Annotated in this window: 16 protein-coding genes; 8 read left to right on the top strand and 8 right to left on the bottom strand. The window is 54.3% G+C overall.

Annotated elements, in window-relative coordinates; translation table 11 throughout:
* Positions 1-17: 17 nt before the first annotated feature.
* Genes hisC through hisG form a run of 3 tightly spaced genes read right to left on the bottom strand, consistent with a single transcriptional unit; the run spans position 18 to position 3,415 of the window.
* Entirely contained in the window at positions 18-1,121 is a 1,104-nt protein-coding gene (gene hisC / locus RC73_RS02875) for a histidinol-phosphate transaminase (protein WP_052247952.1), read from the bottom strand.
* A 5-nt stretch (positions 1,122-1,126) separates the two neighbouring features.
* Entirely contained in the window at positions 1,127-2,515 is a 1,389-nt protein-coding gene (hisD, locus tag RC73_RS02870) for a histidinol dehydrogenase (protein WP_052247951.1), read from the bottom strand.
* A 3-nt stretch (positions 2,516-2,518) separates the two neighbouring features.
* Positions 2,519-3,415 carry an ATP phosphoribosyltransferase gene (gene hisG, locus RC73_RS02865; protein WP_039033223.1) on the bottom strand — a complete coding sequence of 299 codons (897 nt, stop codon included), beginning with the start codon at positions 3,413-3,415 and terminating at the stop codon, positions 2,519-2,521.
* Positions 3,416-3,987: 572 nt separating this feature from the next.
* Here hisG and RC73_RS02860 point away from each other — a divergent pair.
* Positions 3,988-5,928 (top strand): ATP-dependent DNA helicase, encoded by a 1,941-nt coding sequence (locus RC73_RS02860; RefSeq protein WP_039033222.1) that lies wholly within the window; start codon positions 3,988-3,990, stop codon positions 5,926-5,928.
* Between the two features lie 113 nt (positions 5,929-6,041).
* Here the strand turns inward: RC73_RS02860 and hemB are convergent, their stop codons facing one another.
* The 4 genes from hemB to RC73_RS02840 form a co-directional block, all read right to left on the bottom strand.
* Positions 6,042-7,052, bottom strand: coding sequence for a porphobilinogen synthase (hemB, locus tag RC73_RS02855; protein WP_039033221.1), 1,011 nt, complete (start codon positions 7,050-7,052; stop codon positions 6,042-6,044).
* Between the two features lie 151 nt (positions 7,053-7,203).
* Positions 7,204-7,638, bottom strand: coding sequence for a hypothetical protein (locus tag RC73_RS02850; protein WP_052247950.1), 435 nt, complete (start codon positions 7,636-7,638; stop codon positions 7,204-7,206).
* Positions 7,639-7,682: 44 nt separating this feature from the next.
* Positions 7,683-8,618, bottom strand: a complete 936-nt coding sequence (locus RC73_RS02845; protein WP_039033220.1) for a zinc dependent phospholipase C family protein — start codon at positions 8,616-8,618, stop codon at positions 7,683-7,685.
* A gap of 159 nt (positions 8,619-8,777) precedes the next feature.
* The gene (locus tag RC73_RS02840) at positions 8,778-10,073 is read right to left on the bottom strand and encodes a membrane protein (RefSeq protein ID WP_039033219.1); all 1,296 of its coding nucleotides are present in this window, start codon (positions 10,071-10,073) and stop codon (positions 8,778-8,780) included.
* Between the two features lie 169 nt (positions 10,074-10,242).
* On the opposite strand from RC73_RS02840, the gene tsaB reads away from it, so the two are divergent.
* The 7 genes from tsaB (at position 10,243) to rnd (ending at position 16,958) form a co-directional block, all read left to right on the top strand.
* Positions 10,243-10,959: a tRNA (adenosine(37)-N6)-threonylcarbamoyltransferase complex dimerization subunit type 1 TsaB gene (gene tsaB / locus RC73_RS02835; protein WP_039033218.1), complete on the top strand. Its 717-nt coding sequence runs from the start codon at positions 10,243-10,245 to the stop codon at positions 10,957-10,959.
* Positions 10,960-11,018: 59 nt separating this feature from the next.
* Positions 11,019-11,321, top strand: coding sequence for a hypothetical protein (locus RC73_RS02830; protein WP_143078407.1), 303 nt, complete (start codon positions 11,019-11,021; stop codon positions 11,319-11,321).
* The gene (locus RC73_RS02825) at positions 11,308-12,012 is read left to right on the top strand and encodes a M50 family metallopeptidase (RefSeq protein ID WP_039033216.1); all 705 of its coding nucleotides are present in this window, start codon (positions 11,308-11,310) and stop codon (positions 12,010-12,012) included. Before RC73_RS02830 ends, RC73_RS02825 begins: the two co-directional genes overlap by 14 nt.
* Before the next feature lie 126 nt (positions 12,013-12,138).
* A complete protein-coding gene (locus RC73_RS02820) occupies positions 12,139-12,984 on the top strand; it encodes a class I SAM-dependent methyltransferase (RefSeq protein WP_052247949.1) in 846 nt (281 codons plus the stop codon).
* A gap of 21 nt (positions 12,985-13,005) precedes the next feature.
* Entirely contained in the window at positions 13,006-13,899 is an 894-nt protein-coding gene (locus RC73_RS02815) for an alpha/beta fold hydrolase (protein WP_039033215.1), read from the top strand.
* A 204-nt stretch (positions 13,900-14,103) separates the two neighbouring features.
* Positions 14,104-15,777, top strand: coding sequence for a long-chain-fatty-acid--CoA ligase FadD (gene fadD / locus RC73_RS02810; protein WP_039033214.1), 1,674 nt, complete (start codon positions 14,104-14,106; stop codon positions 15,775-15,777).
* Between the two features lie 71 nt (positions 15,778-15,848).
* Positions 15,849-16,958 carry a ribonuclease D gene (gene rnd / locus RC73_RS02805; RefSeq protein ID WP_039033307.1) on the top strand — a complete coding sequence of 370 codons (1,110 nt, stop codon included), beginning with the start codon at positions 15,849-15,851 and terminating at the stop codon, positions 16,956-16,958.
* Positions 16,959-17,149: 191 nt separating this feature from the next.
* On the opposite strand, the gene RC73_RS02800 is transcribed toward rnd, so the two are convergent.
* A complete protein-coding gene (locus RC73_RS02800; protein ID WP_052247948.1) occupies positions 17,150-18,700 on the bottom strand; it encodes a methyl-accepting chemotaxis protein in 1,551 nt (516 codons plus the stop codon).
* Between the last annotated feature and the right edge of the window lie 29 nt (positions 18,701-18,729).

The raw sequence follows: 18,729 nt of genomic DNA, 5'->3' as shown, positions 1-18,729 counted from the left end.
CGGGCTGATTATTATCGTTATTGCACCTGGCTCAGGGCGGCGAGCAGCCGCTCGGTATCTGAGTCATCGCTGAAACTGAAACGTATGGCGTCGACAAGACGCGGATCCCGGTAGCTGCGGGCGACTATGCCAAAGCGCTGCAACTGCTCACGCACCTTGGGGGCATCGGCGAAATACGCCAGCAAATAGTTGCCGCCACTTGGCAGTACCCGGGCTCCGAGTCTTTCCAGCGCCGCAGCCACTCTTTGTCCCTGGGTCTTGAGCTGCGCCACATCGGCCTGCATTCTGGCTATGCCCTCAGGGCTTAACGCCAAAGCCGCCAAGCGTGCCACAGGGACAGGTACCGGGTAGGGGGCCAGCACCTGTTTTACCATCTCGATAATGCCTTCATTGGCCAGCATAAAGCCGCAGCGGGCTCCGGCCAGGGCAAACGCCTTGGAGAGAGTGCGCAGTACGACCAGGTTGGGATACTCCTTGAGCAAAGCGGCGGCGCTCAGCTCGGGGCTGAATTCAATATAGGCTTCATCCACTACCACTAGCGTGTCTGGCATGGCCTCGAGCACCCGCAGGATTTCATCCCGGCTTACCCAGGTGCCAGTGGGGTTGTTGGGGTTGCAGATAAACAGCAGTTTGGCGCCTTGAGCCTGGGTTAACGCTTTGGGCAACTGAAAGTTGTCATCCAACGACAGCGCCTTGACCTCGACATTGAAGGTCGCGGCACTGATGGCGTACATGCCGTAGGTGGGGCCAAAGAGGGCGATGCTGTCTGCCCCCGGGGTGCAAAAGGTGCGGATCAGCAACTCTATCGCTTCATCGGCGCCGCGGCTGCAGATGAGCTGCAAATCTGATACTCCGGCATAGGCGGCATAGGCGGCTATCACCTCTGGCGGCTGGCACTCTGGATAGCGGTTGACCCGGTCGATATCGGTGTGGTTGAAGGGGGATTCGTTGGCGTTGATCCAGACTTCCCCTTGGCCGCCAAGGCGCCTGGCGCTTTGATAGGGTTCGAGTGCCAAAAGCTCGGGGCGAGCCAGAGCGGCGGCCAGCTCGCGGCTTTGCCGGGTAACGGCAGCTGTAACCTTCTTGAGAGCCGCTGTGGGGCTATTGATGGCTGCAGGCATGGTTTTTATTCCTCCATACTCGCGGACGGCGCGCGCAATGGTGAAGTACTCTCGGACAAAGCACTTGGGGATGAAACACTCTCGGTTGAACCTTCGGGGCCGGATACCCCAAGAGAGGCCAGACGCAGGGCAACGGCATTGCTGTGAGCATCAAGCTGCTCTGCCTGGGCCAGGGTCATTACCGAGGGGCCCAAGGCGCACAGACCTTCGGCGCTCAGCTCCTGCACGGTAAAGCGGCGGCAGAAATCCGCCAGTGACAGGCTGGATACCGAGCGGCTGTAGCCGTAAGTGGGCAGCACATGGTTGGTGCCACTGGCGTAATCACCCACAGATTCCGGGGTGTAGGGGCCGAGAAACACAGAGCCGGCGGCGCGGATTTGTGCCAGCAGCGCTCTTGGGCTACGGGTCTGGATGATAAGGTGCTCGGGGCCATAGCGGTTGGAAACGGCTGCAGCCTTATCCAGTGAATCCAGCAGTAAAATACGGCTTTCGGCCAATGCCTGGCGGGCAATGTCGGCGCGGGGCAGGGCCGCAAGCTGCTTGTCCAGCTCTTGGATGACGGCTTTTGCCAGCGATTCACAGCTAGAGAGCAGTATCACCTGAGAGTCGGGACCGTGCTCGGCCTGTGACAGGAGATCGGCCGCCACAAAGGCTGGACTCGCAGTCTCATCGGCGATGACCAGCACTTCGGATGGCCCCGCCGGCATGTCGATACTGACTCGCGCCCTGGGATCCTGGGACAACTGGCGCTTGGCTTCGGTGACATAACGGTTGCCGGGGCCAAATATCTTGTCCACCGGCGCTATGGTTTCCGTGCCCAATGCCAGCGCGGCAATGGCCTGGGCGCCACCGGATTGGTAAATCTCTTCGATGCCGCATTCGCTGGCGGCGTAGATGATGGCGCTGTCTATCGGAGCCGGGCTTATCAAGACTCGGCGGCGACAACCTGCGATTCGGGCCGGCAGCGCCAGCATCAACACAGTGGAGATCAGCGGCGCGCTGCCGCCCGGTATGTAGAGGCCAACGCTGTCTATGGCCTCACTTCTGAGCTCACAGCGCACTCCGGCCTGGGTATTGATATCCAAAGCCTGAGGTTGCTGCGCGCTGTGGAACACATCTATGTTGGCCATGGCGGTCTTGATGGCGTCTTTGAGCTCAGGGCTAACGTCCTGGGCCGCGGCCTTTATCTGCGCCTGACTGAGGGCGATGTTCTCAAGGGGGATATCATCAAAACGCTCGCTGTACTCCCTGAGGGCTTGGTCACCCTTGGCGGCGACGGCCTCAATGATCTCGCTGACGCTCTGCTCGAGCGCTTTGCTGCTCACCAGGGAGGAGCGCTGGAGCGCGGCGGCCTGCTCGCTTTCGCTCAGTTTGTCCCATACCAGATACTGCATGCTTCACCCCATCATCTTTTCAATTGGCATTACCAGAATCGAGCTGGCACCGAGCTTAGTCAGCTCTTCCATTGTGTCCCAGAATAGATCTTCGGTGCTGACCGCGTGGATGGCGACCCGGTTGCTGTCATCGTTGAGCGGCAACACTGTGGGGTTCTCCGCGCCGGGCAGCAGGGCAACAATCTGCTCCAGGGTTTCAGTGGGAGCGTGCAGCAGGATATATTTGCTTTCACGGGCGCGGATGACGCCGTTGACCCGGCTCATCAGCTTGTCGATCAAGGCCTGTTTGGCCGGGGTTTGGGTTTGCTGTGATTGGATGACACAGGCCATAGAGCGAAAGATCACTTCGGTCTCGTACAAGCCATTGGCTTCCAGAGTAGCGCCGGTGGAAACCAGATCGCAGATCCCGTCGGCGAGTCCGGCGCGGGGAGCGACTTCTACTGAGCCCTTGAGCATACAGTCGCGATAACTTATGCCTTTATTTTGCATAAAACGGCGAAGCAGGTTGGGGTAGGAGGTGGCAATTCGCAAGCCTTCTAGTGAGGCGGCGTCCTGATAAGGGAACTCACTGGGTACCGCCAGCGATAAACGGCAGGCGCCGAAGTCCAGTTGTCTGAGTTTGTTGCAGGTCGAAGGTTTGCCCAGTGTCTGCCGTTCTATCTGCTCCTCTTCCAGCACATTCTCGCCAATGATCCCCAAATCGACCACGCCATCCATGACCAGGCCGGGAATGTCGTCATCACGCACCCGCAGCAGATCCAGTGGCATATTGTCGGCGTGGGCTATCAGACGCTGTTCGTTGACGGTGAATTTTACGCCGCAGTTTTTCAGCAGTTGTTGTGATTCTTTCGAAAGCCGGCCCGATTTCTGGATGGCGATGCGCAGTCGATTTGAAGTCATAGTGGTCATTCCTGTTGGTCAATTCAATCTTGGTTAAAAAACTCAAATCCGGAAACGAAAAACCCCCGGAATTCCTTCCAGGGGTTTTCAGATCTTATGAATCAACCGCCAGAAGGAATGAACCTTCGGCAGTCAGCTCCGAAGGCTACCGCTCGTGGTGGTGATGATGGATAGCGTTGCGAAGCTGTGTCATGTAATAAATCCTGTGATTTCACGCTGTAATTTGGCAGCGCATAAACATTCAATTCTGAGCCGATTCGGCTGGTGTGTTTTTAAGCTAATCCCTTTGGCAGGAATTTGCAACACCCAAAATCAAAAAATATCTGCTGCTTGAAAAGGATTCATCAAGGGAAGGGGCGAACAAGTCCCATGTGTGCTCTGCGTCGGCTTACGGTCCCGCTTGAGCATAAGTTTGCGAATCCTTAGCCTGAAGAGTTTGGTTTAAGTGGTTATGTTAACTATATCAATGCCAATTCTGTTGGCTAGAGCGGCTTGGCGATAAGGTTTGTCCCTTGTATCCGTCACTCAAATAGTGATAATGCACGCCATACCCCAGGGCAAAATGGAGCACAATGCGTAATCGACTCGTCAGCGAAACGGCACTGGCCTTCGCCCCGGGCGGCCCTTTGGCCTCCAATATCAGGGGCTTCAAGCCCAGAGAACCGCAACTGGAGATGGCCCGCGAAGTGGCCCAGTTACTCCATGGCCCAAGCGGTGCTGCAGTGCCTTTGGTGCTCGAAGCCGGCACCGGGGTTGGCAAAACCTTCGGTTATCTGATCCCGGCGCTGCTCTCCGGTAAGCAGGTGATTGTCTCCACCGGCTCAAAGAACCTGCAAGAACAGCTGTTTTATAAAGATCTGCCGGCCTTGCTGCAGATGCTGGATCTGCAAGTTCGGGTGGCGCTGCTCAAAGGGCGCAACAATTATCTGTGTCAGTTATTGCTGGAGCAGCAGTTGGATGGTGCCCAGAGCCGCAGCCCGGAAGTGCTTGATGATCTGCTCAGGATAAATCAATGGGCCGCGGCCAGCACAGATGGCGATCTTGGCACGCTGGCCACGGTTTCCGAGCAGTCGCCGGCACTGGCGCTGGTGGCTTCTTCGAAAGAGCGCTGCACCGGCAAGCGCTGCGCCTTCTATGACAGCTGCTTTACCCGCAAGGCCAGACAGAAAAGCCTGGAAGCCAGGATTATCGTGGTTAACCATCATCTGTTTTTTGCCGACAGGATCCTCAAGGATACCGGCTTTGCCGAGTTATTGCCCGATGCCGATGCGGTGATTTTCGATGAGGCTCATCTGCTTGCCGATATCGCCGTAACCTACTTTGGGCGCCAGCTGTCGCTCGCGGCCATGCAGCGAGTGCTGGAGCGGGTGGAAGCGGTATATCAACAGGAACTCAGGGATACTTCACAACTGAGCGATCTCGCCAGGCGCTGCGGCTCCCGCCTGGCGGATTGGGCGCAGATGACCCAGGCTTCCGGGCAAAGCGACTGGCGTCCCTTGTTGGCCGATAAAGAACTTGCAAGGCAATGCTGGCAGCTGCTCGAAGAGTTTCGGGCGCTGGAGCGGGTGATGCTGGCCAATATCGGCCGCAGTGATGAACTGGATGATTGCCTGGAAAAATGGCTCGATTACTGCGGGCAGCTGCAGCAGTTTTTCAACTGTGAAGATCAAAGTGCGGCTTACAGCATAGAGCAGGGCAGTCGTCTGCCGACGCTGAGAATGGCGCCTATTGATGTTGCCAAGGCGTGTCAGGCGCTGTTTGAGGTGCAAACCCGTTGGCTATTTACCTCGGCAACGCTACAGGTGAATCGCAGCCTGAGCCATTTTTGCCGGACATTGGGACTTAAGGGGGCCAGGGAGCTTATTCTGGACAGCCCCTTTGACTATCGGCGCCAGGCAATTTTGTGTGTCCCCAGGGAGCTTGGGGATGTGCGCTCTGAAGGGGATTATCAGTTTCGGCGCCTGCTTGAGGTGTGTGAGCAGGCGATTAATGCGGCCAAGGGCCGAACCTTTATTTTGTTTACCAGTCACAGGATGCTCCAACGGGTGGCGCAGGCGCTTCATGGTCGCAGTCGTTATCCTCTCCTGGTGCAAGGCAGCGCCGGTAAGCAGACCTTGCTGAAAAAGTTTCGTCAGCTGGGTAATGCCGTGCTGCTGGGCACCGGCAGTTTTTGGGAAGGTGTGGATGTGCGCGGCAAGTTACTCTCTTGCGTGATAATCGACAAACTGCCCTTTGTGTCTCCGGACGATAATCTCTATCGCGCCAGAGCCGCAGAGATCAACAAGCGACAGGGTGACCCCTTTGTGGAGTTGGCCTTGCCCCAGGCGGTGATAGCACTCAAGCAGGGTGTTGGACGGCTCATTCGTGACGAGAGCGACCGCGGTGTGCTAATTCTCTGTGATAATCGCATCGTCAATCGCAGCTATGGTCAGGCATTTCTCAACTCCTTGCCGCCCATGTACAGAACCCGCAATTTGCAATCTGCCTTGTCTTTTCTTGAAGGTATAAATTGATTAAAAACAGTTGGATACTGTTATTGATAGTGTTTGTCCAATTTTTGGGACAAATAAATTGAGAGCAAAAAGGCGCCTACTTTCAGGCGCCTTTTTGCTCTCTGTACTAGCGATTAGCCGCGATCTGCGGCCAGCCAGGAAGCAAATTGCTTGGTGTAGTAGCTGACAATCAAGCTGGCACCGGCGCGTTTGAAGCCGACAAAGCTTTCGGTAACCACGGCCCTTTCGTCCAAAGCGCCGGCCAGAGCAGCGAACTTGATCCCGGCATATTCACCGCCCACATGATAAGCCGCCAAAGGTAACTCGGTACGCTCTCTCAATTGTGACAACACATCCAGATAAGGCGTACCTGGCTTAACCATCAGAATATCGGCGCCTTCCTCTTCATCGAGCAGGGCTTCCAACAGCGCTTGCCGGCCATTGGCGCTATCCAGTTGATAACCTTTACGATTGCCGCTGAGTTCACAATCTACCGCCGCCCGGAATGGGCCATAGAAAGAGGAAGCAAACTTGGCCGAGTGGGCCAAAATGGCGACATTTTCAAAACCGGCCGCATCCAGGCCCTCACGTATGGCCCGAATTTGGCCGTCCATCATGGCCGAAGGAGCCAGCATGTCGGCACCGGCGCGGGCAGCGCAGACAGACTGCTTGACCAGGTTTTCTACAGTCGCGTCATTACAGACTTCATTGTGCTCGACCACACCGCAGTGGCCGTGATCTGTGTACTCGCAGAAACAGATATCCGGGATCACCAGCATCTCGGGTGCTTCCTGCTTGATGGTGCGGATCATCCGAGCCAACAGGCCGTCATCGTTCCAGGTATCGCTGCCGATGGCATCTTTATGGTGTGAAATACCAAAGGGCATCACATAGCGAACCCCGAGGGCCTTCAGTTCACGGATCTCTGCTGCGAGCATGCTCTCGGGCAATCTGCAGATCCCGGGAAGGGTGCTGATGGCCACAGGCTCTGTAATGCCTTCTTCGATGAACAGTGGGTGCACCAGATCTGTCAGGGAAACTTGCTGCTCGCGAACCAGATCCCGCATGGCTTCTGAGCTGCGAAGACGGCGAAGACGACGAAGAGGTTTGGTGAAGCTGCCGTGACGGCAATGACTGTCTGACATGAGAGTTCCTTTACTGCTATGGCGGATGCGTGGTTGCCAAATACTGTCTCAAGACTCGGTAACCAGCACTAAGCTATTGAGGTTAAAGGGGCGCAAGCGCCCAAGTGCGCCTAGGATACCCTTTGCAGGAAACGCGATACTATGACGGGGGTCACAGTTCACCCAGGCAGATGTTGGCAGGTGCAATACTGGTCTCACAGGGACTTGTGCCTTGTTGCCATTGCTGCTTGTCGAGCTTGGCGGTGCAGCCACTGTCTTCCATCAATGCCTGTTCACCGTCTGCGCTGCAAAGCAACAATAGGGCATGATCCTCGATACGAAACAGGTGCAGTTGGTATTGACTGAATGGCTCGAGCAGGGCGGCGTCATGGGCTGTGGCCAACGCCAATAAAGTTTGGCCGTCGAGGTTGGCCGGATGATTTTCATAACGTATGGTGGCTTCGGCCGCGCTGGTTACCTTGGTCAGTGCCGGTGCCAGTTGTTGGTATTCCTGATCATGCCTGTCACCGAGTCCGCAGCCACCAAGTGTCGGTAGCAGCGCCAGCAGCAGGCAGACGATTGGGCCTTGATGGAAAATTGATTTCATCCTTGAATCCTTATCTATAAATAGTAGGTCGGTGCTAGTTCCTGTTAGGTCTGTTCCTGCCAAAACGCCAGCTCACCGGCGGCATTCCGCCCCGTGTCCAAATTCCAGTTTTTGATACTTTCCAGATAGGCGCTGTCTTGCTCAAGCACGCCAGTGGCGATAAGTTGCCAAAAGTGTTTGACCTTTTCTCTGGCGCGCAGAAAAATCTCGTCATAATGCATCTCGCCCTCTGGGGTAGCTAGGATTAAATACGCTTTTTCGATCTGCTCCTGCTCCGGGTAGAGGACGGCGAACTTGACGCCCAGGTGGCGGGCAAACGGCAGCAGTCTGTTGCCTTCCTCGGCAATTTTGTCCACCACAGTGATAAAGCCTTTATGCCAGTCATTGATGGCCGGCGGGTTACTGGCCCATTCCTCGATATAAACATCTCTGAAGCAGTTGTCCCACAATTTCTCTATGACAGGATCCAGCTTCTGGCCTGTGGCATCGCAGCAGGCGGCAATGCCGGAGTCCAGGTGTTCGGATAGACCTATTGCCCCGAGATTGAGCTTGGGATAAATATATGCATCCTGATGCATTTCACAATGCCTGTGGGCATCGGCGTTGTCTTCGTAGGGGCCTACCTTCATCTCAATAACCGGATGGACAGTGACATCTGTGATCACATGGGCACAATAGCCCAGCAACCAGGCCAGGCCCTTGTCGCGTTCTTCCCCTTCACTGCAGGCCAGATGACGAACGCAGGCCTTGAGCATTTCGCCGCTATGCTGGTAATGCATCTTGTCGGCCCAGCTTTTGGCCTGTTGGCGGTCATTGAGAGCAAGATAGGGATAATCCGGGCTGACCGCCCCAAGCTCGCAGTACTTGAAGTGTTTCAGTAAAGCGCGAATAGCGGCCTTGGGCATATGGGGAACAGCCTCGAGTTCAAGTGGCTGTCTGAGGCTGTTGACCATTGTGAGTTGTGCATAGGCGCCTGGCATTCCCTGGCCTCCAATCCTTTGCTATTGCGTGCTGTTCCTTGGGGTTAACCTTAGCCGCTTAAGGTGACAACGGCCATAGCCCGAAGCTACTATCAAGCACAATTTACTCACGAGTAAATCAGACTGGCCGCTTTCTTGGTTGATACACGGAAACCTTCCTTAGGAAACGGCCGCTGAAGCCGGTGCTTTACTGCGGCGGATATGGCGCTCCACCAGAGCACCTATCAGGTACATCATCAAGTAACCGCAGCCGAGAGCGAGGATCACCGCCACCACATTGGCCGTCAATTGCCTGAGCAGGAAGAAAGCGCCTATTAGAGTAATGATGCCGGCCAGGCGGATCAGCAAACTGGCATTGAAGTAGCCTTCGGCCTTGATATAGGCCAGTTGATAACCGTTGAGCATCAGAAAGATGAAGAAAATGGCATAGTGCAACAGTACCGGGACGGCGCCGTGATACTGGGGCGGAAACAGCATTCTGAACAGACTCTCGCCGCCCAGCAGCATGACAACAAAGAAACTGATGCTGACAATCAGCGCCAGCTTGTAGAGCCAGTGTTTGATGGCGCGGATCTGTTCATTGTCCCGGGCGCGAACACATACCGCCAATTCCGGCAATACGAAGCGGTAGATGGGGAATACAAACAGCAAGGTCATATAGGTAAATACCGGCCTGACCACCACTTGGAAATCCCCCAGCTCTTCGACGCTGAAATAACGTATGGTCAGCAGTACGGTAATATAGATCATCAGAATGCTGGAGCCTGCCTCGAGCGAGGCGGTGACACTGCGCTTCATAAAACTTTTCAGCGCCGGCTCCAGATTGACCTTGGCGAGCGGCGCGGTGGCGATTTGACGCCGCCTTCTCAGATACATAAAGGCCGCGATAATCAGAGACGATAGCGTCGTGGCGTAAAAGAGTGCCCCCAGCGGCGCCATACTCAGCCCGTAGTAACAGATGGCAAAGGCCAGCACCAAAGACAGCGGCTCCATCCAGGTTACCTTGTTGCTGATTTCATAGAGACGATACATGGCAACCAGGTTGGTAAAGTACACCTTGAGCCCCATGCTGACTATAATGCCCACCAGTTGCAGGTACTCCACATCTATGGCGAGTTTGTGCTTGATATAGGGCAGTATGATGCCCCAGGTCAGCAGCACTACAAGGATCAGCACATAGCGGAAAATATTGATGATATCCCTGTCGTTGCGGGTCTGGCTGTAAGACACCACCATAGACGAGCGAAAGCCTGTCATCAGGATCAGTGACAACGAGATGATATCGATAACCGTGTGGTAGATAGCCAGATCCGCCTTGGGAACCCAGCTTGCGAGCCAGACTTTAAAGGAAAACCCGATTGCTATGCTGATGAGCGTGGCCCAAATACCGGCGACAAAGGCACGTTTCAACCGCGAAACTGCGGTTTCATTGGAAGACTGAGAGAGGCTGGACATAACAGACGCTAACCGAAAAGGGGACTCTATATTAGTTGAGAACTGTTCTCATTGTCCATGATAAGGATCACAAGGGCAGATCCGGGCTTGGTTTCGGCGTATTTGATGGTATGATCCCGCCGCTATTAACTCGCCGAAGGCTATACCTTCGCTTATCAAGGTTTAAACCATGACATCGACTACACTTGCCAATTCTCCTGTTATTCTGGCTCTGGATACCTGTACCGAACTCTGCTCAGCGGCGCTGGCATGGCAAGGTGGCAGTATTGCCGAATCTGTCGATGCTCCCCGTGAACATAGCCAAAGATTGCTGCCTATGATAGAGAACTTGCTGAGCCAATCCGGGCTCAATATGCAGGATATCGGCCTTATCGCCTATGGCCGAGGGCCAGGCAGTTTCACCGGTATCCGCATCTGCACCTCTATGACTCAAGGGCTGGCGCTGGGGCTGGATGTACCTGTAATCGGTATCTCTACCTTGGCCGCCATGGCGCAGCAAGCGATAACCGAACATGGTGCGCAGCAGGTGATTTGTGCCATAGATGCCCGCATGGGCGAAATCTATTGGGCGGCGTTTGAACAGGAATCCGGCCTGGCCAAACTGGTGGGCATAGAGCAAGTGAGCGCCCCTGAGACAATGACCTCGCCCTTTGCCAATGCGGATAAGGTGTATTGCTGTGGCACAGGGTTTGACGCCTACCCGGCACTGTTACAACATGCCGAGAACTTGACCTTGCTTGATGCGGTGAAATATCCTCAAGCCAGTGCTATGCTTGCTTTGGCAAGCCTTGGCTGGCAACAAGGACAGGCCACCTCGGTCGATGAGCTGGCGCCTGTGTACTTGCGAGATACAGTTGCCTGGAAAAAACTGCCGGGAAGGGAATAGGGCTTCAGGCGGGTTAACTGCCTCATGGGCTTGGGGCAAACGGAGAGCAAAGCAGTATCATGATGATCAAGCAGACGGGACATCCGGGTGCAGTTCAAAGTCTGTCGCAGGCGGTAGCCGGCAATAGACCTCCGGAGCGTGCCCAGCAAACCGTTGAGACTCAAAATGAAATCCTTGTCAGCCCATCCAGACAGTTGCTCGAGTTTGACAGCCAAGCCCTTAATGACAAATACCAGCAAAGAGAGCAACTGAAGCGGGAAACTGCCGGTCATTCAGACGCAATCGCCCTCTATCTCCATACTCAACACGCCGCGCAGCGTGACGCTATCTCAGCCATGGTGGGCATAGATGTCTACGCCTGATAGCCCCGCCGATAACGCGTTTGTAAAACCTTGCCATTCTGCGCAATTACCGGGAAGAGGCCAGTTTCTGCTGGAACTCTTGCTGGCCTTGATGTTGACTCATTTGCCCTATGTCTCAGTGCCTTTCAAATGGCTGGAAAGCTATTTTCATGAGTTGTCCCATGCGCTGGCAACGCTGTTGAGCGGCGGGATTGTCAGCCATATCCAACTCTTTCCGAATGGCGCCGGTTTCTGTTTCAGTCAGGGCGGTTGGCCGCTCCTTATCGGCTTCAGTGGTTATTTGGGCGCGGCCTTTTGGGGCTGCCTGCTTTACCACCTGGCCACTTGGCCGCGGGGGATCCGTGTAAGTTTTGCCTTTATCGGCGCCTTGGTGCTGCTCACCATACTGCTGTGGGGGCGGGACTTACTTACCCTGAGTATTCTCATTAGTCTGAGTGTATTGTTTCTGCTGCCGTTGAAATTTGGCGGCAACCGACTGCTCAGCGGTAGCCTGCGCCTGGTGGCCTTGATGGTGATGCTCAATGCGCTCGCCAGCCCTGCCGTGTTGCTGGGGCTGGACGACAGGGGGGATGCGGTATTGTTGGCCGAGCACAGTTGGGTGCCTGCGTTCGTCTGGGTATTGCTGTGGTTCGCTTCCGGCTTATTGGCGCTGCTGCTTTGCTGGCGCCGCATAGATGGAAAATCAAACTGATCCTTGGCAAGTCTGCCGCTCACTGTTAGCTTGAACTCCAATCTTATTTGGCACCAGTGCGTGCCAAAAAGTCGTGTCGGCGGGTCTGTTGCCGCAGCATAAGTCCAGATTCAAAGGAGAAGGGAAATGGAATACAAGCAATTCAATCGTAAGCTGGCAACGCCGCTTGGCAAGGCTTTGCTGGTGGCTGGCATGCTGCTTGGCAGCGGTGCGGCGCAGGCCGGCGAACAGGCGTTGCTGGAGGCGGTTAACAGTGACTTTCGCCGGGAAGCCAATGTCGAGCGCGACCAATATCGTCATCCAGAACAGACGCTGGCTTTTTTCGGGATCACGGCGGAGCAAACCGTGATTGAACTCTGGCCCGGCGGCGGTTGGTACACAGAAATCCTGGCGCCCATGTTGGCGGATAAGGGGCAGTATATTGCCGCCGGTTTTAACACAGAGCCGCAAGAGGACACCCCGGGCAGCCGTTATCGGGCCAAAGCGGGCAAGCGTTATCTTGAATGGCTGCAAGCTCACCCCAAAGAGCTCGGCAAAATCAAACAGGTGGTTTTGGATCCTCCAGCACAGGTAAAACTGGGAGAAGATGCCAGCGCCGATACGGTACTGACGTTCAGAAACCTGCATAACTGGGCCAGTCAGGGGCAACTGCAAACCGTGTTTCAGGCTGCCTTTAATGTGCTTAAAGATGGCGGCGTCTTTGGAGTGGTTGAGCACAGGGGCAAAGCCGGTAATGGCCCTGACAGCGGTTACATGATGCAGGATGAGATGATAGCACTGGCAGAAAAGGTCGGCTTCACCTTGGAAGCCAGCAGTGAGATCAATGCCAATGCCAAGGACAGTAAGGATTACCCTAAAGGCGTTTGGACCTTACCGCCGACATTGCGATTGGGTGAGCAGGACAGGGACACTTATCTCAAGATAGGAGAAAGTGACCGTATGACACTCAAATTTATCAAAAAAGCGAACTGATACACTGACAACAGAGGCATTATGTGGCAACCTTCCGCCCCCGTAAAAGCACTGAAGCTCCCGCTGCCGCACCTCACGCTGGCGGCACAATGCTGGGGAGCGGAGGATAAGCCGCTGTTACTGGCATTGCATGGATGGCTGGATAACAGTAACAGCTTTGCCCCTTTGGCCGAGAAGCTGATGAATGATTATCGTATTCTTGCCATCGACTGGCCGGGACATGGTTTATCGGATCACAGGCCAGGGCGTTATCCGCTGCACTGGATTGATTATCTGTATGATCTTGAGCTGCTGCTGGGCAGCTTGGCCGGTGATGCGCCAGTCACTTTGTTGGGGCACTCGCTGGGAGGGATTGTCGCCAGTGCTTATGCCGCAGCGTTTCCTGAGCGTGTCGATAAGTTACTGTTGATTGAAGCCTTTGCTCCTCTCTATGAGGCGGTGGAGCAGGCTAAACCCAGGCTGAGAAAGAGCTTTGCTGCCCATAAGCGTATGCTCGGCAGCAAACGTAGCCAAGTGGTTTATGACAGTATTGAACCGGCCATCAAAGCCAGAGTGCAGTTGACCGGACTGGCCGAGCCTTGGTCCAGATTATTGGTGACGCGCAATATGCAAATTGATGCATACGGCGCCAGATGGCGCAGCGACCCAAGGCTAAGGCTCGACTCGCCGATGCGACTTTGTTTTGAGCAGGTAGCATCCCTGATGCAGGGAATAGCCATCCCCAGCTTGCTTATCACGGGTGAGCAAGGATTTCCCGGATTGGTGCAGAGTTTACCCCAGGCCCGCGCCTGGTACAGCGAGTTGCAAGTAGTGCAACTCCAAGGGGATCACCATCTGCATATGGAGAATGCCGATGAGGTAGCGCAAACTCTGGCCGGATTTCTCCAAGGTAGAAAATCCAATCCGGGGGACTAGGCAAATAAAAGCTTTTATGTGATGATGATCAAAATTTTAAACGCCCGTATGATTTTTGCGGCGCGAAAGTTAACTACCAAGAGTCGAGGCCCAAGGCCTTAATAAGAACTTTATAAAAATACTCAGTGCTTTGCCCGCAGACGCTGCGGGCTTTAACGACAGAGAGAGTCGTTTCCGCTGAAGACGGAATTTTAGGAGAGATTTGTGGACCAGCCCTGGATTAACAGTTTGCCTGCCGACGTGCCTGCCGAAATTGATACCAGCCGCTATGCTTCCTTGCTGGAGATGTTGGAATCAGCGGTCAATACCTACGCCGATCAACCCGCCTTCGTTAATATGGGCGCAACCCTGACGTACCGAAAACTGGAAGAGCGCAGTCGTGCCTTTGCCGCCTATTTGCAAAATGATCTCAAATTGCAGAAGGGCGATCGGGTGGCGATCATGATGCCAAACCTGCTGCAATACCCCATCGCTCTGTTTGGTGTGTTGCGAGCAGGCATGGTTGTGGTCAATGTCAATCCGCTCTATACCCCGAGAGAACTCAAGCATCAGTTGGTCGATTCTGGCGCCAAGGCGATAGTGGTAGTGTCCAATTTTGCCAGCACGCTGGAGCAAGTGGTCGATCAAACTCCGGTCAAAAACGTGATTATCACTGGGCTTGGCGATCTTTTGAGTACCCCAAAGGGTACCCTGGTTAATTTTGTGGTGAAGTATATTAAGCGCCTGGTGCCCAAATACTCATTGCCACACGCCATATCCATGCGTCGTGCGCTTCGGGCGGGTAAAAAGGCGCAATACGTCAAGCCTGTGGTCAAGAGTGACGATATCGCCTTTTTGCAGTATACCGGTGGTACTACAGGTGTTTCCAAGGGGGCCATGCTCAGCCATGGCAACATAGTTGCCAACGTATTGCAGGCCAACGGTGCCTATGCCCCTTTGCTCAACGACGGCAAGGAGTTTGTGGTAACCGCCTTGCCGCTTTATCATATTTTCGCCTTAACTGTGAACTGTTTGCTGTTCCTGCATAAAGGCGCCAACAACTTACTGATCACTAATCCCAGGGATATCCCGGGATTTGTGGCCGAACTCAAGAAAACACCTTTCACTGCTCTCACTGGGGTAAACACCTTGTTTAACGCCCTGGTCAACAGTGAAGAGTTTGCTGCTTTGGACTTCTCCCGCCTCAAACTCTCGATTGGTGGCGGTATGGCGGTGCAGCGCGCCGTGGCCGACAAATGGCAGAACATCACCAAGACCCGCTTGCTCGAAGGCTATGGCCTGACCGAAGCTTCACCTCTGGTTGCTTGCTGCCCTTATGATTTGGCCGGTTACAACGGCTCTATCGGCTTGCCTGCGCCCTCGACACAAATTCAAGTGCGTAGCGATGATGGTCAGGTGTTGCCTCAGGGGGAGACGGGCGAACTTTTTGCCAAAGGGCCTCAGGTGATGCTTGGCTACTGGCAACGTCCGGAAGAAACGGCCAAGGTGATCGACAAGGATGGTTGGCTGGCCACAGGCGATATCGGCTATATGGATGAAAAAGGCTTTTTCTATATTGTCGATCGCAAGAAGGACATGATCCTGGTTTCCGGCTTCAACGTTTTCCCCAATGAAGTGGAAGAGGTGGTGGCCTTGCATCCCAAGGTGGTTGAAGTAGCCGCCGTGGGTGTGCCACATGAGGTCAGTGGTGAACTGGTGAAGATTTTTGTGGTTGCAAAAGACAAATCTTTGACCGAGAAAGAGCTTATCAAACACTGCCGCCATCATTTAACAGGATATAAGGTGCCGAAGCTGATAGAATTCAGGGACGAATTGCCGAAAACCAATGTAGGAAAGATCCTGCGCAGAGAACTCAGAGATGAGGCCAAATCTGCATAATATAGAGAGCCGGCGCCAGCCGGCTCTTGTGTTTCCGAGACCTGGAAACTCGCGCAGGATGGGAGTTGAAGTTGCAAGATTACCTGTATGTAAAAGATGACGCCACCCTGGCACAGTTGGTAGCTCAATACCGTGAGGCTGAACTGCTGGTGCTGGATACCGAATTTGTACGCACCCGCACTTATTATGCTTGTTTAGGGCTTATTCAGGCCTATGACGGCAAGACTCTGGCGCTGATAGACCCTTTGGCCATCTCGGATCTGTCGGGCTTCTGGGCCTTGTTGACCGATGAGAATATCACCAAGTTGTTGCACTCCTGCAGTGAAGACTTGGAAGTGTTTGCCCGCCAGGGCTTGTGCCAGCCCAAGCCTTTGTTTGACAGCCAATTGGCGGCGGCCATTGCCGGCCTGGGTCATGGCCTGGGTTATGCCAAGCTGGTGCATGAATGTCTGGGAGTGGAGCTTGACAAGGGCGAGTCCCGTACTGACTGGCTGAAAAGGCCGTTATCAGAGGCGCAGCTCAGCTACGCCGCCAATGATGTCTATTATCTTTACCAACTCTATCCCCAGTTGCAGCAGAAACTGCAGCAGCAGGGCAGGATTGAGTGGGCATTGGAAGAGAGTCAACGCATGACCGAAGGGCGTCTGGATCCGCCGGATGAAGACACGGCCTATCTTAGGGTCAAGAACGCCTTTCAGTTGAGTACACCCCAATTGGCTGTGCTCAAGGTACTGGCGGCCTGGCGTTTGCGTAAGGCGTTGGCAAAGGATATGGCGCTGGGTTTTGTCATGAAAGATCATGCCCTTATCGGTTTGGCCAAACGCCAGCCCAGAGGGATCAATGACGTGCTTGCCATGAAAGAGCTGACGGATCATGAAAAGCGTCTCTACGCCAAAGACGTGCTCAAGGTTATGGCCAAGGCGGATATGAGTAATCTACCTGAGCCCTTGGATGTGCTGGCGCTCAAACCAGGGTACAAGAGCGCTTTCAAGAGCATTAAGCAGTGCTTGAGCGAGGTTGCAGAATCCGAAAGTGTGCCTATGGAGTTGCTTGGCTCCAAGCGCCATATTCATGAATATCTTGAGTGGATATGGGACGGTAAACAGGGACCCACTCCCTTGGTGTTGCTGGGATGGCGCGGCCAACTTGTAGCTGATAAATTGGCGAAATTGGCTCTCTGATCCAGGTTTGACTTATATTACTTTGGTACTTAGATACACTTGACTGGTAAATTTTTGGCATTCCCTTCAGGGAGCCGCGTTGTATGTTTTAGCGCGGTTTCCATGAGGGGAATGCCATAGATAAACACAGGTGTTTTTACACGCTTTGGCAAATGGCGCCTACCTGGAAAAATAACGCCGTTGCTTTGTTGTCAAAACTGGGCGATGAGCTCTTTTTGACGTTCGCTTTGCCTGGTGAGCTCCTTTCCGTGATGGCTTGCGGCTTCACTGTTATCGGTTAAACAGCCAACGCCCTGTTGTAACTGTTCTGAATGGCGGTGTAACTGTTCTACCACACAGGCTTGCTGCTCGGTGGCAACGGCTATTTGCTGGCTATGGGCGGCAATTCGGCCCAGTGCACTGGTGGCTTCGTCCAACCGTTGCGCCAACTTTTGCTCCAGTTGCAGACTTTCTTTGGTCAGTTGCTGGCTGCGCTCCATCTCGGTCACTGTCTGGCGACTTTGCAGACTGAGCTCGGCAATAATTTGATGTATTTCACCGGCGGATTCAGAGGAGCGCATTGCAAGGTTACGTACCTCATCGGCCACTACGGCAAATCCGCGCCCGGCTTCACCGGCTCGGGCCGCTTCGATAGCCGCATTGAGCGCCAGCAGATTGGTTTGATCAGAAAGTTGTTCAATCACTTCCAGCACAGTGTTTATACTACTGCAGCGTTTGTCCAATGCCAGCAACTGTGCTTCAACCTTCGCAAGCAGAGCGGTGACTTCGCTGTTGGCGGCGCGGCTGGCGACCAGAGCTTCTAGAGTGTGGCGGTTGCTTTGTTCAAGTTCAGTCACCTCGTTGGCCGTTTCGGCTGATGTATCAGCAATCTCGGTCACGGCACCTCTGAGCTCGTTGATGGCATCACCTTGCTGTTTCAGAGCACCGGTTTGCTGTGACAGTTCGCGGTAGTTGGCATCGACGGCGGCCTGATGGGCACTTAAACTGTTATCGAGGATCTCACCGCTGTCTTTTATCCGTCCTGTGATGGCGAATATCTCGGCCTGCTGCATTCTCAAACTCAATTCCAGCTCGGCGAGTTCATCTGTGCTGTTGCAGTAAATAGCCTGCATCAGTGGATTATTCTGTACTCCGCGGCTGAGTTGACTGACATTATTTAACCTTTGTTTGAGCCTGAAAAGACTCCAGCCCATCAAAGTTGCCGCTGCGCTGACCGGCACAAGTAGCCAGAGACCGCTTAGCCAGGGCAGGGTCACCAGGGATAGCAGTGATGCGCCCCAACAGAGCGCTAGCTTTGCCGTTAGCCCTATTCGAAAGCGTGGCAGTATCGATTTTCCTTGATTGATGGCCTGGTAGCAGTTTTCGGCTCTGGCGATAAGCTCAGGGCTCGCCTTGGTACGTACTGATTGATACTCAACTATTTTACCCTTGCGGCGAATCGGGGTGACGTAGGCGTTGACCCAGTAGTGACCGCCGTCTTTGCGGCGATTTTTAACCAAGCCCATCCAGCTGTTGCCATTTTTGACTTGATGCCAGAGATCGGCAAACGCCGCCTTGGGCATATGAGGATGGCGCACTATGTTGTGACCATGCCCCAAGAGTTCCTCACGAGAAAAGCCGCAAAGATCAATAAATTCTTGATTGATATGGGTGATGCGCCCTTTGAGATCTGTGGTGGATAGAATGCGGGCATCTTCCGTCACAGGTGTTTCAATGTCGGTAATGGGCAAATCTCTGTTCATCGTGTTTGTTTAAGCTGGATTAATACAGC

It is taken from the genome of Shewanella sp. ECSMB14102, assembly GCF_000813075.1.
Taxonomy (GTDB): Bacteria; Pseudomonadota; Gammaproteobacteria; order Enterobacterales; family Shewanellaceae; genus Shewanella; species Shewanella indica.
Note: the sequence above shows the minus strand (reverse complement) of the source record. Positions and strands in the feature narration are given on the sequence as shown.

Excerpts from the sequence above, each read along its gene's own strand:
- hisC (WP_052247952.1), bottom strand. The coding sequence starts at position 1,121 with ATGCCTGCAGCCATCAATAGCCCCACAGCGGCTCTCAAGAAGGTTACA.
- hisD (WP_052247951.1), bottom strand. The coding sequence starts at position 2,515 with ATGCAGTATCTGGTATGGGACAAACTGAGCGAAAGCGAGCAGGCCGCC.
- hisG (WP_039033223.1), bottom strand. The coding sequence starts at position 3,415 with ATGACTTCAAATCGACTGCGCATCGCCATCCAGAAATCGGGCCGGCTT.
- RC73_RS02860 (WP_039033222.1), top strand. The coding sequence starts at position 3,988 with ATGCGTAATCGACTCGTCAGCGAAACGGCACTGGCCTTCGCCCCGGGC.
- hemB (WP_039033221.1), bottom strand. The coding sequence starts at position 7,052 with ATGTCAGACAGTCATTGCCGTCACGGCAGCTTCACCAAACCTCTTCGT.
- RC73_RS02850 (WP_052247950.1), bottom strand. The coding sequence starts at position 7,638 with ATGAAATCAATTTTCCATCAAGGCCCAATCGTCTGCCTGCTGCTGGCG.
- RC73_RS02845 (WP_039033220.1), bottom strand. The coding sequence starts at position 8,618 with ATGCCAGGCGCCTATGCACAACTCACAATGGTCAACAGCCTCAGACAG.
- RC73_RS02840 (WP_039033219.1), bottom strand. The coding sequence starts at position 10,073 with ATGTCCAGCCTCTCTCAGTCTTCCAATGAAACCGCAGTTTCGCGGTTG.
- tsaB (WP_039033218.1), top strand. The coding sequence starts at position 10,243 with ATGACATCGACTACACTTGCCAATTCTCCTGTTATTCTGGCTCTGGAT.
- RC73_RS02830 (WP_143078407.1), top strand. The coding sequence starts at position 11,019 with ATGATGATCAAGCAGACGGGACATCCGGGTGCAGTTCAAAGTCTGTCG.
- RC73_RS02825 (WP_039033216.1), top strand. The coding sequence starts at position 11,308 with ATGTCTACGCCTGATAGCCCCGCCGATAACGCGTTTGTAAAACCTTGC.
- RC73_RS02820 (WP_052247949.1), top strand. The coding sequence starts at position 12,139 with ATGGAATACAAGCAATTCAATCGTAAGCTGGCAACGCCGCTTGGCAAG.
- RC73_RS02815 (WP_039033215.1), top strand. The coding sequence starts at position 13,006 with ATGTGGCAACCTTCCGCCCCCGTAAAAGCACTGAAGCTCCCGCTGCCG.
- RC73_RS02800 (WP_052247948.1), bottom strand. The coding sequence starts at position 18,700 with ATGAACAGAGATTTGCCCATTACCGACATTGAAACACCTGTGACGGAA.